Annotated in this window: 14 protein-coding genes; 3 read left to right on the top strand and 11 right to left on the bottom strand. The window is 65.4% G+C overall.

Annotated elements, in window-relative coordinates; genetic code table 11:
• The first annotated feature begins 192 nt into the window (after positions 1-192).
• Complete coding sequence (gene uvrA, locus POM99_RS04265; RefSeq protein ID WP_277275564.1) at positions 193-3,177, top strand: excinuclease ABC subunit UvrA; 2,985 nt, start codon at positions 193-195, stop codon at positions 3,175-3,177.
• Positions 3,178-3,402: 225 nt separating this feature from the next.
• Here the strand turns inward: uvrA and POM99_RS04260 are convergent, their stop codons facing one another.
• Together POM99_RS04260 and POM99_RS04255 are read right to left on the bottom strand one after the other, a co-directional pair.
• Positions 3,403-4,077: a phosphatase PAP2 family protein gene (locus POM99_RS04260; RefSeq protein ID WP_277275563.1), complete on the bottom strand. Its 675-nt coding sequence runs from the start codon at positions 4,075-4,077 to the stop codon at positions 3,403-3,405.
• A 181-nt stretch (positions 4,078-4,258) separates the two neighbouring features.
• Positions 4,259-5,644, bottom strand: a complete 1,386-nt coding sequence (locus tag POM99_RS04255; RefSeq protein WP_277275562.1) for an ABC1 kinase family protein — start codon at positions 5,642-5,644, stop codon at positions 4,259-4,261.
• 225 nt (positions 5,645-5,869) lie between these two features.
• Here POM99_RS04255 and POM99_RS04250 point away from each other — a divergent pair, with 225 nt between their 5' ends.
• Positions 5,870-7,309 (top strand): methyl-accepting chemotaxis protein, encoded by a 1,440-nt coding sequence (locus tag POM99_RS04250; RefSeq protein ID WP_277275561.1) that lies wholly within the window; start codon positions 5,870-5,872, stop codon positions 7,307-7,309.
• Between the two features lie 361 nt (positions 7,310-7,670).
• On the top strand, positions 7,671-8,771 hold the full coding sequence (locus POM99_RS04245) for a GGDEF domain-containing protein (RefSeq protein ID WP_277275560.1): 1,101 nt from the start codon (positions 7,671-7,673) through the stop codon (positions 8,769-8,771).
• A gap of 121 nt (positions 8,772-8,892) precedes the next feature.
• On the opposite strand, the gene POM99_RS04240 is transcribed toward POM99_RS04245, so the two are convergent.
• From POM99_RS04240 to POM99_RS04200, 9 genes are all read right to left on the bottom strand, one after another.
• Positions 8,893-9,702: a phosphoadenylyl-sulfate reductase gene (locus POM99_RS04240; protein ID WP_277275559.1), complete on the bottom strand. Its 810-nt coding sequence runs from the start codon at positions 9,700-9,702 to the stop codon at positions 8,893-8,895.
• Positions 9,695-10,123, bottom strand: a complete 429-nt coding sequence (locus POM99_RS04235) for a DUF934 domain-containing protein (protein WP_277275558.1) — start codon at positions 10,121-10,123, stop codon at positions 9,695-9,697. Before POM99_RS04235 ends, POM99_RS04240 begins: the two co-directional genes overlap by 8 nt.
• A complete protein-coding gene (locus POM99_RS04230) occupies positions 10,116-11,768 on the bottom strand; it encodes a nitrite/sulfite reductase (RefSeq protein WP_277275557.1) in 1,653 nt (550 codons plus the stop codon). The genes POM99_RS04235 and POM99_RS04230 overlap by 8 nt, the downstream gene beginning before the upstream one ends.
• A 2-nt stretch (positions 11,769-11,770) precedes the next feature.
• Positions 11,771-12,067, bottom strand: coding sequence for a DUF2849 domain-containing protein (locus POM99_RS04225; RefSeq protein ID WP_277275556.1), 297 nt, complete (start codon positions 12,065-12,067; stop codon positions 11,771-11,773).
• Positions 12,064-12,834: a uroporphyrinogen-III C-methyltransferase gene (gene cobA, locus POM99_RS04220; protein ID WP_277275555.1), complete on the bottom strand. Its 771-nt coding sequence runs from the start codon at positions 12,832-12,834 to the stop codon at positions 12,064-12,066. The genes POM99_RS04225 and cobA overlap by 4 nt, the downstream gene beginning before the upstream one ends.
• Before the next feature lie 102 nt (positions 12,835-12,936).
• Entirely contained in the window at positions 12,937-13,884 is a 948-nt protein-coding gene (locus POM99_RS04215; protein WP_277275554.1) for a mechanosensitive ion channel family protein, read from the bottom strand.
• A complete protein-coding gene (metC, locus tag POM99_RS04210) occupies positions 13,881-15,113 on the bottom strand; it encodes a cystathionine beta-lyase (RefSeq protein ID WP_277275553.1) in 1,233 nt (410 codons plus the stop codon). The genes POM99_RS04215 and metC overlap by 4 nt, the downstream gene beginning before the upstream one ends.
• A gap of 48 nt (positions 15,114-15,161) precedes the next feature.
• Positions 15,162-16,007: a 3-mercaptopyruvate sulfurtransferase gene (gene sseA / locus POM99_RS04205; protein WP_277275552.1), complete on the bottom strand. Its 846-nt coding sequence runs from the start codon at positions 16,005-16,007 to the stop codon at positions 15,162-15,164.
• A gap of 98 nt (positions 16,008-16,105) precedes the next feature.
• Positions 16,106-17,230 (bottom strand): GumC domain-containing protein, encoded by a 1,125-nt coding sequence (locus tag POM99_RS04200; protein ID WP_277275551.1) that lies wholly within the window; start codon positions 17,228-17,230, stop codon positions 16,106-16,108.
• Between the last annotated feature and the right edge of the window lie 185 nt (positions 17,231-17,415).

The following is a 17,415-nucleotide window of genomic DNA, read 5'->3' as shown; positions in this document are numbered from 1 at the left end:
CCAATACTTGCCATACTTGGTGTCGAGGCCTGAACGGCTTCTTGATCGAGCCCTACGAACCCACCCCTTGCCCCACCCGCCACCTTGCCATCCCGCCCCCGCGCCCCCACCTCTGCGGCGCGTCCTCGGGGCGTCTCCCTATCCCTGTCCGGCAATCTTGCCAGAATCGAACAAATCTGGAACACGCCACGCATGTCGCTTTCCCAAATCTCCGTCCGTGGCGCTCGTGAACACAACCTCAAGGGGATCGATGTCGATCTCCCGCGTGACAGCCTGATCGTCATCACCGGCCTGTCCGGCTCGGGCAAATCCAGCCTCGCTTTCGATACGATCTATGCCGAAGGGCAGCGGCGCTACGTGGAATCCTTGAGCGCCTATGCGCGCCAGTTCCTCGAGATGATGCAGAAGCCCGATGTCGAGCATATCGACGGCCTCAGCCCCGCCATCTCGATCGAACAGAAGACCACCAGCCGCAATCCGCGCTCCACCGTCGCCACGGTGACCGAGATCTATGACTACATGCGCCTGCTGTGGGCGCGGGTCGGCGTGCCCTATTCGCCCGCCACGGGTGAGCCGATCGCGGCGCAGACGGTCAGCCAAATGGTCGATCGCGTCATGGCCCTGCCCGAAGGCACGCGTGCCTACCTGCTCGCCCCGGTGGTGCGCGGGCGCAAGGGTGAATACCGGCGCGAACTGGCCGAATGGCAGAAGGCCGGCTACACCCGCGTGCGCATCAATGGCGAGTTGATGGCTATCGAGGACGCCCCCGCGCTCGACAAGAAGCTGAAGCACGACATCGAGGTCGTCGTTGACCGCATCGCGGTGAAAGACGGCATCCAGACGCGCCTTGCCGACAGCTTCGAACAGGCGCTCAAGCTGGCCGAAGGGCTGGCCTATATCGACCTGGCCGACACCACGCTCGAGGCGCTCGCCCAGTCCCCCTCCCGCCTGCGGGAGGGGTTAGGGGAGGGCATGTTGAACGAAGCGGGCGGCAACACACCCTCCCCCGACCCCTCCCGCAAGCGGGAGGGGAGCAAGTCCGGCATGAAGAAGACCGGCCTGCCGCCTAACCGCATCGTCTTTTCCGAAAAGTTCGCCTGTCCCGTGAGCGGCTTCACCATCGATGCGCTCGAACCGCGCCTGTTCTCGTTCAACGCGCCGCAGGGCGCCTGCCCGGCGTGCGACGGGCTGGGGGAAAAGCTGCTGTTCGATCCGCAACTGGTGGTGCCCAACGAACACCTCAGCCTGAAGCAGGGGGCCATCGTGCCCTGGGCCAAGAGCAATCCGCCGTCGCCCTATTACATGCAGGTGCTCTCCAGCCTGGCCGGGCATTTCGGTTTCAGCCTGGAAACGCCGTGGGATGCGCTGCCGGCAGAGGTCAAGGTCGTCATCCTCTATGGCACCGCGGGCAAGGCGGTGCCGCTCACCTTCGTCGACGGGCGCAAGTCCTACACCGTCAGCAAGGCGTTCGAGGGCGTGATCGGCAACCTCAACCGCCGCATGCTGCAGACCGAATCTGCCTGGATGCGCGAGGAGCTGGGCAAGTACCAGACCGCGCAGCCCTGCGAGACCTGCCACGGCGCGCGGCTCAAGCCCGAGGCGCTGAGCGTCAAGGTCGCCGGCAACGACATCTCCAGCGTCACCCGCCTCTCCGTGGCCGCCGCGGTGGATTGGTTCCTCGGCCTCGATCAACAGCTTACCGCGCAGCAAAGCCAGATCGCCAAGGCCATCCTGAAGGAGATCAACGAGCGCCTCGGCTTCCTCAACAACGTCGGGCTCGATTACCTCAATCTCGATCGCACCTCGGGCACGCTCTCGGGCGGGGAGAGCCAGCGCATCCGCCTCGCCAGCCAGATCGGCTCCGGCCTTTCCGGCGTGCTCTATGTGCTCGATGAACCTTCGATCGGCCTGCACCAGCGTGACAACGATCGCCTGCTCGAAACCCTGAAAAGGCTGCGCGATCTTGGCAACACCGTGATCGTGGTCGAGCATGACGAGGACGCCATCCGCACTGCCGACCATGTGGTCGATCTCGGCCCCGGCGCGGGCGTCCACGGTGGCGAGATCGTCGCACAGGGCAAGCTGCAGGATATTCTCGACAATCCGGACAGCCTTACCGGCCAATACCTCACCGGCGCACGCAGGATCGAGGTGCCGAAGATGCGCCGCAAGGGCAACGGCCTCATGCTCACGGTGGAAGGCGCGCGGGCCAACAACCTGAAGAACGTCACCGCGTCGATCCCGCTCGGCACCTTCACCTGCGTCACCGGCGTGTCCGGTTCGGGCAAGTCGTCCTTCACCATCGATACGCTCCACGCCGGCGCCGCGCGCACGCTCAATGGCGCGCGCGTCATCGCCGGGCCGCACGATCGCATCACCGGGCTGGAACACTGCGACAAGGTGATCGAGATCGACCAGTCGCCCATCGGCCGCACCCCGCGATCGAACCCGGCCACCTACACCGGCGCCTTCACCCTGATCCGTGACTGGTTCGCCGGGCTCCCGGAATCCGAAGCGCGCGGCTACAAGGCCGGCCGCTTCAGCTTCAACGTGAAGGGCGGCCGCTGCGAAAAGTGCCAGGGCGATGGCCTGATCAAGATCGAGATGCACTTCCTGCCCGACGTCTACGTCACCTGCGAGGAATGCAACGGCAAGCGCTACAACCGCGAAACGCTGGAGGTGAAGTTCAAGGGCCTCTCCATTGCCGACGTGCTCGACATGACGATCGAGGACGCCGAGGAGTTCTTCAAGGCCGTCCCGCCGATCCGTGACCGGATGCACATGCTCAACGAAGTCGGCCTCGGCTACGTCAAGGTCGGCCAGCAGGCCACCACGCTGTCGGGGGGTGAGGCGCAGCGCGTGAAGCTCGCCAAGGAACTCAGCCGCCGCTCCACCGGGCAGACGCTGTATATCCTCGATGAACCCACCACCGGCCTCCACTTCGAAGACGTGCGCAAACTGCTCGAAGTCCTCCACCGCCTGGTGGACCAGGGCAACTCCGTGGTGGTGATCGAACACAACCTCGACGTGATCAAGACCGCCGACTGGCTGCTCGACATGGGCCCCGAAGGCGGCGTCCGCGGCGGCGAACTCGTGGCCGAAGGCACGCCCGAGCAGGTCGCCAGGAACCCCCGCAGCTTTACGGGGCATTACCTGAAGCCGTTGCTGAAGCGTTGAACGCTGATCCCGCCTTGATAGAGAGTTAGAGATTGCTGACAGCGACTGACGAAGGATCCGTGGTGGAATGATCAACGGGCGTGGCCACAGGGCTTGCGCATGAACTCTCTGCAATCCGGCCTTCGTGGTAATGCAGAGGCGGGGGGGCTTCCAGCAGGGCTGGTTTGAATTGGCGACTGCTGTCTCGGCGATTTGCCAGTGCAGTCCTTCCTCCCACGGCCTGTCTCAAGCTGTGCCTGGCGGTTCCATCCTGCGGAGACGTTGGAGGGCTTTGGCTGCGAAGGAGCAGCTGGCGGCCCAGATGGCGCCAAATGTCCAGCCGGCCAGGACGTCGCTGGGCCAGTGGACGCCGAGGTAGACCCGACTGATGCCAACGATGGCCGTCAGAGCGATGGCGGCGGAAATGAGGTAAAGGCGTACTCTGGTTTCCTCCTGCGATCGCGCGAGGAGCGCGGCGAGAGTGAGGTAGACCATGGCCGAATTCATCGCGTGGCTGCTGGGGAAGCTGGTCGAGCTGACCTGGACGAGGTGGGGCACGATCTCGGGCCGCTGGCGGACGAACAGGTCTTTCAGGATGGTGCTGAGGACCGCGCCACTTGCAATGGCGAGGGCGACGAACAGCGCCGTTCCCGGCTTCCGGCTGGCGAGCAGGAAGCCGACGACAAGGGAGGTGAGCAGCGTCAGCACGGTGAAGCCGCCGAGCGCTGTAATGTCGGTAAGCGATTGCAGCAGCCAGTGGGGGCCGATTGGCATTGCATCGTCATGCGCGGTGCGGAGCGTGCGCAGGATGGCCTTGTCGAGTGCGAAGGTATCGCCTTCGAGAACTTCGTAGCCCAACCAGAACAGGCCGAGAAGGCCCGCCGCCATGCACAGGAAGCCGACCAGCAGCTTGCTGTCCATGTGATGCAGTTTCCACGGTTCGGTTTGGTCGCCCTTCAGGCTGGGGCCTGCTTCGGGTTGCCGTGGTTCTGCAGGCGACAAGACCGGGCTCCTTTCTGGTCGATCCGGTCGGAGACGGTTTTCGGGGGTGTGTCGTTCCCGAAGTGGCCGATCGGGCCGCTTCGGGTTTTCCACCTCTCCGTCAGTCGCCTGCCGCGACCGCAATCTCTGCGTTCGGGCTGCACGATACCGCCGAGCTACTCTCAGGCAATTCATTCTGGCCCACGGCTTTGGCGACCATCTCGCGGAGCGGCAAGCCGGTCTTCATCCTGATGGCGAGAAGGGCGGTGCCGCTGACCTTGCGCTGGACAAAGAGGGTATCAGCGGGCGGGAGGTGCCAACTGGCGCGGTCTTCGGCCACGGGCGTGGCGAGGGACCGGATCCGTTCGACGAAGGAGCGGTCAGCGAAGTCGAACAGTCCGGGGCGGCCCAGATGGCCAATAAGGACGTCTATCATCGCATCGAAACGGGGGCCGTGGCGCTGCAGTTGCTGCGGGGAGACGAAACCGACTTCAACGAGCGCGGCACGCAGGGCCATGCGGTCTTCGGCAAGGCCGGCGGCCATCAGGCGGCGATAGGCGGCCTGGGTGGCAGCGGGCACCGGGCGGGCAGCGCCGAAATCGAGCAGGACGAGCCGGTCGCTTTCGGGCTGCCAGCGATAATTGGCGAAGTTGGGATCGGTCTGCATATAGCCGAACACGAAGAGTTCGCGCAGCACGAGATCAAGCAGTGCGCCGGTCACGCGGTCCCGCCGGTCCTGCGCCACGTTGGCGAGTTCATCGATCGGGCGGCCGGGGATGAAATCCATGGCAAGCACGCGCGCACGGGTGAGATCGTCCACCGGGCTGGGCGCGAGGAAGCGCGGGTCATCAGCCAGCAGCGTGGCGTAGTGGCGCATCTGCGCCGCTTCGCGAAGGTAATCGGTTTCCTCGGCCAGCTGGCGCTTTGCTTCTGCAAGCAGCGGCGCGACGTCGAGCCCAGCAGGCAACAGGCCGGAGATGCGCAGCAGGGTGGCGACATTGTCGACATCAGCGTCGATCGAGGCGGCGACGCCCGGATACTGCACCTTGATGGCGAGGGTCCGCCCATCGTGCAGCACGGCGCGGTGGACCTGGCCGATGGACGCAGCGGCAATCGGGGTGGCGTCAAAACGAGCGAAGCGCTGGCGCCAGTCTGCCCCCCATTGTTCGGCCAATACGCGGTTCAGCTGGGCCGGGGGCATGAAATGCGCGGCATCGCGCAGGCGGGAGAGGATCTGCGTGAGTTCGGCCGGCAGGACATCGCCCGCGTCCATCGAGATCATCTGCCCCAGCTTCATTGCCGCGCCCCGCAGGCGGGAGAGCTGATCGGTCACGCGCATGACATTGCCGGGGGTGAGCAGAAGGTTGGACAGGTGGGGCCGTTCACCCCGCGCCAGCCGTCTCGCGCCTTCGGCCAGGACACCGCCCGCCACGCCGCCCGCCAGTTGCCCCAACGCGGCGAGGCGAGAAAGGCGGGCGGAGGGAACCTTGCGGTAGCGATCGGTCATCGGGGGTTCCTTGCGCTGCGGGCCCTTGCTGTGAGGCTTTCAAGGGTAAACGCCAAGGTGACAAAACGGGCGGAGAATACCCTTATAACGAAAGTTTTTCTATTAGATTCAATTATTTGCCCTTTGGTGCATAAGGGTATCCCCGGAACTGGTAATATCGGACCGATTCAGTCCGATCCGGGTATCGCCTTGTTGCGAGCTTTTCGCAGCAGAAAGGGGATTGTCATGGCGCGTACCGACGGTCTGCAGGATCGGATCGCATTCTATGAAATGGACCGCAACAAGAGCAGCTTCGGTCGTCTTGGCAAAGTCATCGAACGTTCGGTGGATGCGGGGCTGGCCAAGTTCTACGAGAAACTGGGCCAGACCAAGGCGCTGGCCGGGTTCTTCTCGTCATCCGCGCGCATAAGCCATGCGCGCTCGGCACAGCGTGACCACTGGGTGAAACTGTTCGATGGTGGTCTGAACGACGCCTATTTCGAGCGGGCCAACCACATCGGCATGACGCACGCCCGCATTGGTCTGGCGCCGCAGTGGTATATCGGCGGATATGCGCTGATCCTGGAGCATCTGATCCAGGACATGATGCTGCGCGGCGTGGGCAAGTACAATCCCCGCCAGCGGCAACTGGCAGACGATATCGTGGCGCTGGTGAAGGCTTCGATGATCGACATGGACCTGGCGCTTTCGACCTATTTCGAAAAGGCCGAGCAGAACACGCGCGAGATCGTGCTGGGGCAGATGGGCACCGCGCTGAAAGGGCTGGCCAAGGGTGACCTGACCACGCGGATGAATGGCCTGCCCGAAGCCTATCGCCAGGCGGAGGACGATTTCAACGCCGCGGTCGATCAACTGGCGCATACGCTGGGCATCGTTGCCGACAGCAGCACCAGCATCGCCACCGGCACGAGCGAGATCCGCGCGGCATCGGAAAACCTCGCCACCCGTACCGAACGGCAGGCCGACAGCGTGCAGCAGTGCGCCACGGCCATGGATTCGCTGACCCGGGCGCTGGCCGATACATCCAAATCGATGACCGGGCTGCGGACTTCGGCACAGGAGACCCAGAACGAGGCACAGCATGGGCGCACCGTGGTGGGCGAGGCGATCGGTGCGATGGAGGATGCGCAACAGAGCGCGCAGGAGATCGTGCAGATTGCCGAGATCATCGACGGCATCGCTTTCCAGACCAACCTGCTTGCGCTGAATGCCGGGGTGGAAGCGGCGCGCGTGGGCGAGATGGGACGCGGCTTTGCCGTTGTGGCCAACGAAGTGCGCGCCTTGGCGCAGCGATCGTCGGAAGCGGCGGACGACATCAAGAAGCTGCTGTCCTCAAGCAGGCAGCAAGTGGACAAGGGCGCCGAGCTGGTGAAGAGCGCTGGCAGTGTGCTGCACGCCATCATCGGCAAGGTGTCAGACATCAGTGCAGCGGTGATGCAGGCGGCAACCCTGACCGAGGAGCAGGCGCAGAATGCGGCGCAGGTGAACGGCGCGGTTTCTGAAATGGACCGCATCTCCCAGCAGAACGCCGCGATGGTGGAAGAAAGCGCCGCGGCCACGCGCAGCATGGCCGACACCTCGCGCAAGCTGGCAGAGGCGGTGAGCCAGTTCCGGCTGGGCGACGATGGCATAAGCCCAACGGGAGGATTGCGTCGCGCCGCCTGATCCATAACGGCAGGATGATTGCCAAACCGGATCAAATTTTTGGACATCTCCATCTGCGGGACAGTTGACGCCCGTTAACAGATCGAGGGGCGCTTTTCGGCCAGCACGGCGCGAAGGGCGCCCTTCATGATTCTGCGGCAAAGCTGAAGATCGTGCTGGAACAATCATTTGCCGATGCAATCCAGTATCCACTTTACCGGATCAGGGGATCGGTCCGGTTTGCAATACTTTTACGGCGATTACGGCTGTTTACGGATAGGGCGCAAACCCCTCGATTATCCATGACGCGTAGAGAGAAATCCACATCGCGCCATTTTGGCGGGATTGGGACGAACATCAGAATCAGGGGTCGGGAAGAACCATGTCCAACGCCAGTGCCGCGGCACGCCTGAAGCGCTTCTTTGGCGCAGGCGATGAAGACGCCGGAGAAGGGGAAGTAGCCATCAGCGTGCGTCCGTCACACCTGCGTGTGGCTGCGGATTCGAGCGCCGAGCGACTGATGGAGGAAATCTCCTCGTTCCTGCTCGGCAACCGGCTTGCGGTGACGGCGCGCAACCTGCTGGTGGCGCACTCGGCGTTTTCGGGCGAGGACCTGAAGCTGGCGCGCAGGATCATTGATCGCATCGCCAGCGGCGAGGGCGTGACGCAGGATTGGCTGGACGGCGAGACGCCGATCGAGGATCCGGCAGGCAGTGCAAAGCGGCTGGCCGAGCAGTTGCAGACCTCGATCGATGGCTTCACCGCCACGACCCGCAGCGCGCGCGACACGGCGGCGAGCTACAACACCGAACTGGCGGCGCACGTGAACGAGGCGAGCGCGGCGGCCGAGGGGGCCGACGTGACCCGTATCGTCACCCTGGCGCAGGCCATGCTGGAGCGTACCCGCACGCTTGAGGCGGAGATGGAAGCACGCCAGGCCGAGGCCGAGGAGCTGAAGGAGCGGCTGGCCCGCGCCCAGCGCGACGCCGACATCGACCACCTTACGGGCCTGCCCAACCGTCGCGCATTCGAGGCACTGTTCGAGAAGAACCTGCGCGAGGCGCAGCAGCAGATCGACCAGCTGTGTGTGGCGATCTGCGACATCGATCACTTCAAGCGGGTGAACGACACCCACGGCCACGACACCGGTGACCGCGTGATCCGCGCCGTGGCTGAAACGCTGGCCCGCATCACCGACGACAAGTGCCATGTGGCGCGCCATGGGGGCGAGGAGTTCGTGATGCTGTTCCGGGGGCTGAGCAAGACCCAGGCGCGCGAGAAGCTGGACGCGGTACGCGAGAACTTCTCGCAGCGCCGCTTCGTCAACCGCGTGACCGATACGCCGATCGGCCAGATCACCTTTTCCGGCGGTGTGGCCGACGTCTTCGCCTATGCCAACCCGCGCGATGCGCTGAAAGCCGCGGACGAGGCTCTCTATGTGGCCAAGGAACAAGGCCGCAACTGCATACTCAGTGCCGGCTGAACACTGAGCAGAAGCGCCCCCGGCAGCGAGGCCGGGGTGACGCAGCAAAAACCAGTTCCCTCGGGGTGGGAAGGCGACGGCGGTTGGCCGCCGACAGCAAGAACGGGTCGCAAGCCTTCCGTCAGAAGACGGGTTCGTAGCCCGGCGGCAGATCGCCGTCGCCAGTATCCTTTGCCCCGGGAACGTGGATGCCGCATTCGGTCTTGTCCCAGCCCTTCCAGCGGCCCGAGCGCGGGTCTTCACCCGGGGCGACCTTGCTGGTGCAGGGGGCGCAGCCGATCGAGGGGTAACCCTGCGAAACCAGCGGATGGCGGGGCAGGCCGTGTTCGACCATGTAGGCCTCGATTGTGTCCTTGTCCCAGCTGGCCAGCGGGTTGATCTTCAGGCGGCCCTGCGTATCGGTGCGGTCGATCTCGAAGCGGGGCAGGCCGGCGCGGGTGGCCGACTGGAAGCCCTTCCGCCCGGTGAGCGAGGCATCGAAGTGGCTCAGCGCGCGCGCCAGCGGCTGCACCTTGCGGATTTCGCAGCAGCCGTCCGGGTCCCACGACCAGCGCAGGCCGTTCTCGTCCTTCTTCGCCAGTTCTTCCGCATCGGGCTCGATGATCTGCAGCCCGGTCATGCCCAGATGCGTGATCAGCTCGTCGCGATAGGCGACGGTTTCGGCAAAGTGCTTGTGCGTTTCCAAGAACAGCACCGGCACCGACGGATCAACCTGCGCCACGAGGTGGAGCAGCACGGCCGATTCAGCGCCGAAGCTGGAAACGACGGCAAGGTCACCCGCGAGCCCGTCACGGATCACCGAGCGCAGCATGTCGAGCGTTTCGGTGCCGCGGAACAGGTTGTTGAGCCTGATCGCGTCGGTTTCGGTAAACCGCGGCGTGGTGTCGATCAGGTCAATCTTGCGATGCACCTTGCCGGTCGCCTCAGCCATGACGCCTGGCCCAGATGGCGGGCCGACCGTCAACCGTCTTCTGGTAGACTTCGGGCCATGTGGCGAAGGCCTTTTCGGCGGCCTCGGCGCTGATCGGCTGGTTGGGGGCGAAGCTGTCAAACCCGCAGCGTCGCATGTGGCTGAGCTGATCGAGCAGGACATCGCCCACGGCGCGCAGTTCCCCGGCATAGCCGTGTTCGCGCAGGATGCGCGCCGCCGAATAGCCGCGCCCGTCGGTATAGGCGGGGAAGTTCACCTCGACGAGCGCGATGCGGTCCAGATGCGGCAGCAGGGCGCGGGCATCGTCGCCCGGCTCGATCCGCACGGCCGTGGCGTTAGACTGGTCCGCGAAGGCGTCGACGGTGACGGCCGGATCGCCGACGGGCTCATCGGTGCGGTAACGCAGGTTCTGTTCAACCATTGGCAGGTTCCTTGGCATAGATGGCCTCCTTGAACGGGGCCATGCCGATGCGGCGATAGGTATCGAGGAAGCGTTCGCCTTCGCTGCGCTGGGCGAGATAGACGTCGGTCGCCTTTTCGATGGCATCGACGATGCCATCCTCGTTGAAGCCTGGACCGGTGATCGTGCCGAGCGACGTATCGGCGCCTTCGCTGCCGCCGAGCAGGAGCTGGTAGTTCTCCACGCCCTTGCGGTCCACGCCGAGGATGCCGATGTGGCCGGCGTGGTGATGACCGCAGGCGTTGATGCAGCCCGAAATCTTCAGCTTCAGCTCACCCAGTTCCTTCTGCCGGCCAAGATCGGCGAAGCGTTCGGAAATCTTCTGCGCCACCGGGATCGAGCGCGCATTGGCGAGGCTGCAATAATCGAGGCCAGGGCAGGCGATGATGTCGCTGATCAGGTCAAGGTTCGCGTTGGCGAGCCCGGCTTCGTCCAGCTTCTGCCACACGGTGTAAAGGTCAACCTTGCGCACGTGAGGCAGCACGATGTTCTGTGCGTGGGTGACGCGCAGTTCGTCGAAGCTGTAGTCACGGGCAAGATCGGCCATCAGGCGGATCTGGTCGGCGCTGGCGTCACCAGGGATGCCGCCCACGGGCTTCAGCGCGATGGTGGCGATGGCATAGCCGGGCTGCTTGTGGGCGTGGACGTTCTGATCCACCCACAGCGCGAAATCGGGATCGGACAGGTCCAGATCGTCGGAAGCGGCGCTGTCAAAGCCGGGCTGTTCGAAGAAGCCCTTGATCCGCTCCAGCTCTGCCGCAGGCGGTTCCAGCCCTAGCGTGAGGATGTGGGCAAATTCCTCTTCCACCTGGCGGCGATATTCGTCCGCACCGATTTCGTGGACGAGGATCTTGATGCGCGCCTTGTACTTGTTGTCGCGGCGGCCATAGCGGTTGTAGACGCGCAGGCAGGCCTCGGCATAAGACACCATCTGCAGGGGCGAGATGAAGTCGCCGATCACCGGCGCGATCATCGGCGTGCGGCCCATGCCGCCACCGACGTAGAACCGGCAGCCGATCTCGCCCGCGTCGTTCTTCACCAGCTGGATGCCGATGTCGTGCAGCTTCATCGCCGCGCGGTCGGTCTCGCTGCCGATGATCGCGATCTTGAACTTGCGCGGCAGGTAATCGAACTCCGGATGGAAGGTCGACCACTGGCGCAGCAGTTCCGCATAGGGGCGCGGATCGACCAGCTCGTCAGCCGCAGCGCCCGCGAACTGATCAGACGTGGTGTTGCGGATGCAGTTGCCGCTGGTCTGGATCGCATGCATCTCGACAGAGGCGAGATCGGCGAGAATATCCGGAGCATCCTGCAACTTGATCCAGTTGTACTGGATGTTCTGGCGCGTGGTGAAGTGGCCATAGCCGCGGTCATACTTGTCCGCGATATCGCCCAGCATACGCATCTGGCGGCTGCTCAGTGTGCCATAGGGAATGGCCACGCGCAGCATGTAGGCGTGAAGCTGCAGATAAAGGCCGTTCTTCAGGCGCAGCGGCTTGAACTGGTCCTCGGTGATGTCACCGGCAAGGCGGCGCTCCACCTGGTCACGGAATTCGGCGACGCGGGCATCGACCATGGCCTGGTCGTATTGATCATACTGATACATGGTCAGATCACCCAGTTGCCGGCAGCGGGGTCGGCGGGCTTGAGGGAGAGATCGAGGCGCACGGTGGGGCCGAGCGCGCGGATGCGGTCCTTGATGTGCGCGGGGCGCACGCCTTCGGGGGTCTGCGTCGCTTCGATCACCTGCGTGTCAGTGACGATCTGCTTGGCGTTTTCGCGCGCGATGATCGCTTCGGCGTGTTCGCCTGCATCCACCGCATCGTTGACGTGGCGCGACCAGCCTTCGCCGGTCCACCAGATGACATCGCCGGTACGCAGGTCGCTTCCCGTGATCACTTTCATCGGGCCATCTCCAGAACTTGCTTCAATTCCATCATGTCTCCCCGGCCCGTCACCTCACCGATCACGATGAGAGCGGGACTCCTGACCTTGTTTTCTGCCACCAGCGGGCCAAGCCCGGCGAGGCTGCCGCGCAGCACGCGCATTTCCGGCCGCGCGGCGTTTTCCACCACGGCCACCGGCATGTCGGGCGCGAGCCCGTCCGCCATCAGCTTTTCCGCAATCGCCTCTGCCGTGGCGACGCCCATGTAGATCACCAGCGTGCGGCCCTTGCCGGCAAGCCCCGCCCAGTTCTGGTCGGTCAGGCCCTTGCACTGGCCGGCGACGAAGCTGACGATGCTGGCGCTGTCACGGTGGGTGAGCGGGATCATGGCCGAAGCCGCCGCGCCCATCGCCGCGCTGATGCCGGGCACGACCTGAACGGTAACGCCTGCAGCAAGGCAATCCTCGGCCTCTTCCCCCCCGCGCCCGAAGACGAAGGGATCGCCGCCCTTCAGGCGGATCACGTCGTTGCCCTCCAGCGCCTCACGCACCAGCAAGGCGTTGATATCCTGCTGTTTCATCGTGTGGCGCGAACGGCTCTTGGCCACCGAGATCATCCGCGCGGTGCGCGGCGCCATGGCAAGGATGGCGGGATCGACCAGCCCATCGTGGACCACGACCTTCGCATTCATCAGCAGCCGCGCCGCGCGCAGCGTCAGCAGGTCCGGATCACCCGGCCCTGCGCCGACGAGGTACACCGTACCGACTTTGGGGGCAGCTTTGCTCATGGGGCGCAATTGGGCGTGAGGGGGGCAATTCGCCAGCGAGAATGGTTTGGGGGCGGGTTAGGTTAGCTTTAGGCGGAGGGCCTCACCCGCATCCAGGCTCCGCTATCCTTCTCCCACCGGGGGTGATGGTTCTCGCTGCGTCAGCGCATCGGCGAGGCGGCGCAGGCCTTCGGAATCGCGCAGATGAATGTCGCTTTGCGGGAAGGGGATTTCCACGTTGTGGTTGCGGAACAGGTGCCACGCGGCCTTGAGCACCTGGGACTTCACGTTGCCCACGCCTTCCTCCGGGTCGGCGATCCAGCAGACCACGGTCATGTCGATCGAGCTGGGGCCGAAGGCGGAGAGCAGCACGCCGGGTGCCGGATCGGCCAGCACGCGCGGCACGCTGCGCGCGGCTTCGAGCAAGAGCGCCTCGGCTTGGTCGATATCGCTGCCATAGGCCACGCCGACGGGGATCGAGATGGCCACGTCGCGCGAGGAATAGGACCAGTTCTCCACCTGAGAGGTCATCAGGTTTTCGTTGGGGATCAGGTATTCGCGGTTGTCGCGCGTGGTCACCGAGACGGCGCGGACGCCGATCTTCTTGACCTCGCCAAAAGTGTTGCCCCTGCCATCATTGACCGCGATCACATCGCCCGGCTTGATCGAGCGGTCCATCAGCAGGATGATCCCGGCGATCATGTTGCCGAAGGTCTTCTGCAGGCCGAAGCCGATGGCGAGGCCGAATGCGCCCGAGAACACGGTGAGCGCGGTGAGGCTGATGCCGAGCGCATCGATCGCGCCGAACACGGCAAGCGCCCAGACCACGATGGTCACCAGCTTTTCGGTGAGCGCGCTCTGCGTGGGATCGAGCCGGCGCACCCGGCGCACCAGCGCGCGGGCGATCCGCGCGCCGATGGAGGCGCATACCAGCGCCGTGACCACGACCACGACCCACCAGATCGCGTTGAGCAGCGAGATATGGTAATGGCCGACGTCGATTGAGATGTCGTCGAGTGCGAGGCGGATATCGCGGATCAGCTTGCTGAGTTCGTGGAGGTTCTTCTTCACAGCGCGGCGCTCCAGGCGGCGAGGCCACGGTCGAGATCGGTAATGAGGTCGGCCGTGTCCTCTAGCCCGATCGACAGGCGCACGCCGAAGCGGTCGGCTGCGTCCATGCCGGGCAGGGGCCAGGCGCTGGCCGTGCGGATCGCGGCGGGATCGACCGGGGTGGCGAGGCTTTCGAACCCGCCCCACGAATACCCGATGCCGAACAGCGACAGCGCATCGATCAGCGCATCGCGCGCCTCAGACGTGCCGCCTTTCAGCACGAACGAAAACAGCCCGCAGCCGCCGGTGAAATCGCGTTGCCACAGGTCATGGCCGGCCGAGCCGGGCAACATCGGGCAAAGCACGCGAGAAACCTCGGTGCGGCCTTCCAGCCATTGCGCAATCGCGAGGGCAGAGGCGGTTTCGGCATCGAGGCGGACCTTCATGGTGCGCAGGCCCCGAAGCATCAGCGCCGCATCATCGGGCGAGACCACATTGCCGAGGCCCTGCGCGCGCAGGCGCAGCTTGCGGTACCACTCCGGCCCGGCGCTGGCGCTGCCCATCATGCAGTCGGAATGGCCGGAGACGTGCTTGGTCAGGCTCATCACCGCGATGTCCGCGCCCATCTGCAGCGCGGGGAAGCCGAGCGGCGAGGCCCAGGTGTTGTCCAGCACCACCACCAGCCCGCGCGCCTTGGCCGTGGCGGCAAGGGCGGGCACGTCCTGCACTTCCATGGTCAGGCTGCCGGGGCTTTCCAGCAGCACGGCGCGGGTGCGCTCACAGATCGCGGCTTCGAAGGCGGCGGGATCGCAGGGATCGAACCAGCGGGTCTCGATGCCGAAGTCCCTCAGCAGGCCTCGCCCCATCACGCGGCTCGGCTCATAGGCGTTGTCGGTCATCAACAGCACATCGCCGGGGCGCAGCACGGTGAGCAGCGCGCCGGCCATGGCGGCAACGCCAGAGGGATAGAGCACCGTGCCCGCCGCACCCGGCTCCAGCGCGGTGAGGGCATCGGCGAGCGCCCACTGCGTGGGGGCGCCGCGGCGTCCGTAATAGAACCGACCATCCTCGTTGGCGGGGTGGGCACGCAGGGCGGCCATGTCCGCGTAGAGATGCGTCGAGGCGCGCCACACCGGAGGGTTGACCACGGCGGCGGGGTGATCGGGCGTGCCGGTCCATTCCGGCCGCCGGCCTGCACCTACGAGGCGGGTATTGGGGCCTTGGGCGGTGTCGTCGTTCTGGGCGCTCATGGGGCGAGGTGAAAGCAGGATTGGCGCGGTTTCACAAGCGTGCGGAGGTCACCGCGCCGGGCCGGTTTCCTTCGGCAGGGCAGGATCGGCGCCCCATTCGGACCAGCTGCCGTCATAGAGTGCGACGTTGTCGTAGCCGAGCAGGTGGGCGGCGAAGATGGGCACGTTGGCGGTCATGCCCGATCCGCACGATGCGACAAGCGGCTTTTCAAGGTCGATCCCGGCGGCATCGAAGGCGGCACGCAGCTCGGCTGGCTTTTTCCACGTGCCGTCGGGCGCGAAGAGCGAGGCATAGGGCAGGTTGCGCGCGCCGGGGATGTGGCCACTGGCAAGGCCCGGCTTCACTTCCGCCACTTCGCCGGTGAAACGGCCCGCGCCGCGCGCGTCGACCACCTGTTCGGCATGGCTGTCGAGATTGGCGAGCATCTGGTCCTTCGAGCGCAGGTTGCGATCATCGCGCCAGACGGTGAAATGGCGGCTGCGCAGCGTTTCGCGGCCCTGCGCACAGGGGCGTCCTTCCGCCTTCCACTTGGCGATGCCGCCATCGAGCAGGGCCACGTTCTGCGCGCCGAACATGGTCAGCATGAACCATGCGCGGGTGGCGGTCTTTACCGGGCTGTCATCATAGATGACGATGCGGCTGCCATCGCCGAGGCCAAGGCTCTGCATGCGGCTGGCGAACTTTTCCGCGCTGGGCAGGGTGTTGGCGACCGGCGCGGTCTCGTCGACGAGGTGGGCGAGGTCCATGAAAACCGCACCGGGAATGTGGCAGGCCTCATATTCCAGCAGCGCATCGCGCTTGTGTTCCGGAAGAAAGGCCGTCGCGTCGACCACCCGAAGGTCGTTCGCGCCCATTTCGTCCGCGAGCCATTGGGTCGAGACCAGCGAATCCATCGTTTGCTCCTGCCTGCGCCGCGGCGCGTCTTTGCGCGCTCACGGTGACGAAGCATGATTAACCTTCGCACATGCGAAAGGACAACCGAAAATGTTGCTCACGTAACCGGAACAGGAAGCGCCTTCTGTCCGACAGGCGACCAGACTCGGGGGCCGAGGTCGATGCGGAACGGCTGCAATCGGTCACCGGCGTCGCCTTCCTGTCCGATCAGGAACACGCTGCGGGTGTGGACGGCACCGCCGCCGGTGGCGCTGGCCCAGCCATCAAAGCGCGCCAGCGGCACGAAGAGCTGCGCCTCGCCATGGCGAATCGGCAAGATGGCCGAGAGCGGCAGGCGGATCTCTCCGCCAAGCGTGATGGATTCGCCGGGGGCGAGTGAATCAATGGAATGCAGCGGGGGCAGTTCCGGGCCGGTCAAGGCGAACAGCTCGTCCGTGGGGCGCGAGGCGTGGGCCGAAGTCATGTCGCCGGATATGGCGATGTCCGACAGCGGCGCTGCGCCATGGTTGCTGGCGACAAGGCGATAGGCGAGCGTGGCTGCCACCAGCGTGGCCGAAAGTCGCGTGGCTTCGAGGGTGAAGACAAGCGGATCTGTCGGCGCAGGCCGGAATGCGGGCGCGGGCAGCGGCTGGGGTGCAGGTTGCGGCGCAGGTGGCGGTGCTGTGGGCTCGGGCGCACGTTGCGCAGCGGGTTCGGGTTTCTCGCGTGGAACGGCCGGCACCACCGGAATGGGCGCGGGTTCGGGCAGGTCGCGGGCCTCCCTGCGGCGGCGGAGCCAGGCCCAGATGCCGAAAACGATGAGCGCCAGCACCGCGCCAATGGCCGCATAGGGCAGCCAGTTCGTGTCCGTTGGCGGTGCAAGCGGCGTTGCGGCCGGGGGCGGCGTTTCGGCGGATGGCGCTGCAACGGGTTCGGGGGGCACCGAAGGGGCAGCCAGGGTTGGCGCGGCAGCCGGAAGGGTTGGCGAAGGTGTTGCGGCTGGCGTTGCGGAAGGCGGCGTCGGCACAGGCGCAGGTGCGCGCGTGGCGCGGGGACGCGGACTGGCGCTGGGCGCGACGGTTGGGGTCGGGATGACGATGGTGGGCGTGGGGCTGGCCGTGGCGACCGGCGCTGGCGCGCCATCGTCCACCGGGCCAGCGGCGCGCGGAGTTGGAGTGGGGGAGGCGGGGGGTAGCTGATAGGTGCTGGCCGACTGCGCCGGGGCAATTGCGGGCGCAGCCAATGCCGCCGCGATTGCTGCAACCCATCCGGCCAGAATACCGCCCCGCACGCTTACCACTGCTGACTCCAGTCCATGTCTTTCCCCTGCCGGGCGCGCTTGAATAGCGACTGAACGCCTTGGGTCCAAACCCAATCAGGGCACGTTCGAGCGGCCCAGATGGTGAACATGTCGGGTGAAGCGGACCG

Source organism: Novosphingobium cyanobacteriorum (genome assembly GCF_029436685.1).
Lineage (GTDB): Bacteria > Pseudomonadota > Alphaproteobacteria > Sphingomonadales > Sphingomonadaceae > Novosphingobium > Novosphingobium cyanobacteriorum.
This window is presented reverse-complemented; position numbering and strand designations above follow the sequence as displayed.

Coding starts and splice junctions, on each gene's coding strand:
- uvrA (WP_277275564.1), top strand. CDS start 193: ATGTCGCTTTCCCAAATCTCCGTCCGTGGCGCTCGTGAACACAACCTC.
- POM99_RS04260 (WP_277275563.1), bottom strand. CDS start 4,077: ATGGACAGCAAGCTGCTGGTCGGCTTCCTGTGCATGGCGGCGGGCCTT.
- POM99_RS04255 (WP_277275562.1), bottom strand. CDS start 5,644: ATGACCGATCGCTACCGCAAGGTTCCCTCCGCCCGCCTTTCTCGCCTC.
- POM99_RS04250 (WP_277275561.1), top strand. CDS start 5,870: ATGGCGCGTACCGACGGTCTGCAGGATCGGATCGCATTCTATGAAATG.
- POM99_RS04245 (WP_277275560.1), top strand. CDS start 7,671: ATGTCCAACGCCAGTGCCGCGGCACGCCTGAAGCGCTTCTTTGGCGCA.
- POM99_RS04240 (WP_277275559.1), bottom strand. CDS start 9,702: ATGGCTGAGGCGACCGGCAAGGTGCATCGCAAGATTGACCTGATCGAC.
- POM99_RS04235 (WP_277275558.1), bottom strand. CDS start 10,123: ATGGTTGAACAGAACCTGCGTTACCGCACCGATGAGCCCGTCGGCGAT.
- POM99_RS04230 (WP_277275557.1), bottom strand. CDS start 11,768: ATGTATCAGTATGATCAATACGACCAGGCCATGGTCGATGCCCGCGTC.
- POM99_RS04225 (WP_277275556.1), bottom strand. CDS start 12,067: ATGAAAGTGATCACGGGAAGCGACCTGCGTACCGGCGATGTCATCTGG.
- cobA (WP_277275555.1), bottom strand. CDS start 12,834: ATGAGCAAAGCTGCCCCCAAAGTCGGTACGGTGTACCTCGTCGGCGCA.
- metC (WP_277275553.1), bottom strand. CDS start 15,113: ATGAGCGCCCAGAACGACGACACCGCCCAAGGCCCCAATACCCGCCTC.
- sseA (WP_277275552.1), bottom strand. CDS start 16,007: ATGGATTCGCTGGTCTCGACCCAATGGCTCGCGGACGAAATGGGCGCG.